Source organism: Klebsiella sp. A-Nf5 (assembly GCF_002810545.1).
GTDB classification, from domain to species: Bacteria; Pseudomonadota; Gammaproteobacteria; order Enterobacterales; family Enterobacteriaceae; genus Klebsiella; species Klebsiella variicola.
The window spans coordinates 1-1220 of sequence record NZ_PIOG01000046.1 but is presented as its reverse complement, the minus strand read 5'-3'; the positions used below and the strand labels follow the sequence as shown (position 1 = coordinate 1220).

The window sequence follows — 1220 nt, the reverse complement described above, 5'->3', positions numbered from 1 at the left end:
CGGCAAGCAAAACCAGGCGAGTCTGGCGGCCATGAATTTTCTGGCCAATGCCGGCATCCCGGTTCGCGCAGTGTCGCAGTACAAAATCATGCACGACAAAGTCATCATTGCTGACGGCCGCAATATTGAAGTCGGGTCTTTTAACTACACCCGAGCCGCTGATCGGGCCAATTCAGAGAACGTGCTTGTCGTGTGGGATGATCCAGTCGTTGCTCAACGCTATCTGCAGCACTGGCAAACTCGTTGGGAGACGGGAAAAGACTGGAGTTCCTCGTATTAACCCCCTCGCTCAATAACCTGCTCGTTGCGCCAACAAGGGCTGGTTATATAACAAAAAATAACGTAACTCTCGCTGCATGTAGCGACGTGTAGTATCTTTGTTCAAGTATTCAGTTATATGCTTGAGGAGGCAGAGATGTCACAGGTCGCTAACGGAGTTACTTCCTCATCTAAACGTCCCTATAGAAAGGGCAATCCTGTTTCTGCGGCTGAACGTCAGCAGAAAGCTGTTGCCCGAAAAAAAGCGACGCACAAAGAGGTGAGAGTATTTGTGCGGGATAAGCTTAAAAACCAGCTTCAAATCATGTGTGAGAATGAAGGAATTACTCAGGCAGAAATGATTGAGAGGCTGATTGAAAGGGAATCTGCGAAACTAGGAATTGACGTAACGACGTCACATTCTTGATCATACCTGCTATGGGTGCTAGATTACAGATCGTTTAGATATTCTTGGCTGGCCACGCCGTAATGTGGCAGGGAACTGGTTCTGCTGAGGTTTAACCCCGGAATCAAAAAGCAAAAACCCCGATAATCTTCTTCATTCTTGGCGGAGCGAAAAGATTAACGGGGCCTTCATAAACTGCATAGAACGTGTTGCTCTATGCAGGGAGTATATGTACATGCTCAGAAAACTTCAAGATCAGTTTCTGTGCTTTACTCCTTCCGTGCAACATAAGCGCAGGAAGCGGTGACAGAACAGAATCCCCAAAAATCGTTTCATTACGTGCAAGTGAAAAATGCTGAGCCACGTTTTATGGCGCGTGAAGGCAAAAAAACACTGCCGTTCTGCCGTAAGCTGATGGCGAAAGCCGAAGGCTTCACGTCCCGTTTTGATTTTTCCATTCATGTGGCGTTTTTGCGTTCGCTGGGTAAGCGGCACAGGATGCCACCCCTGTTGCGCCGGCGTGCAATTGACGCGCTACTGCAGGCAATGTGTTTTC

General features: G+C 48.2%; 3 protein-coding genes and 2 pseudogenes. 4 read left to right on the top strand and 1 reads right to left on the bottom strand.

The features are described from left to right. Together CWM53_RS05660 and CWM53_RS05655 are read left to right on the top strand one after the other, a co-directional pair. On the top strand, positions 1–280 hold a 280-nt coding region (locus tag CWM53_RS05660), incomplete at its 5' end, for a phospholipase D-like domain-containing protein (protein WP_227521690.1). Positions 281–415: 135 nt separating this feature from the next. Next, complete coding sequence (locus tag CWM53_RS05655; protein ID WP_100699014.1) at positions 416–685, top strand: replication regulatory protein RepA; 270 nt, start codon at positions 416–418, stop codon at positions 683–685. A gap of 18 nt (positions 686–703) precedes the next feature. Here CWM53_RS05655 and CWM53_RS32310 read toward each other — a convergent pair. Continuing rightward, positions 704–821, bottom strand: a pseudogene (locus CWM53_RS32310) (replication protein RepA). 49 nt (positions 822–870) lie between these two features. On the opposite strand from CWM53_RS32310, the gene CWM53_RS32305 reads away from it, so the two are divergent. Continuing rightward, positions 871–1023 carry a hypothetical protein gene (locus CWM53_RS32305; RefSeq protein ID WP_110218790.1) on the top strand — a complete coding sequence of 51 codons (153 nt, stop codon included), beginning with the start codon at positions 871–873 and terminating at the stop codon, positions 1021–1023. A gap of 10 nt (positions 1024–1033) precedes the next feature. Continuing rightward, a pseudogene (locus CWM53_RS05650) lies at positions 1034–1220 on the top strand (incFII family plasmid replication initiator RepA); the annotation flags it as partial.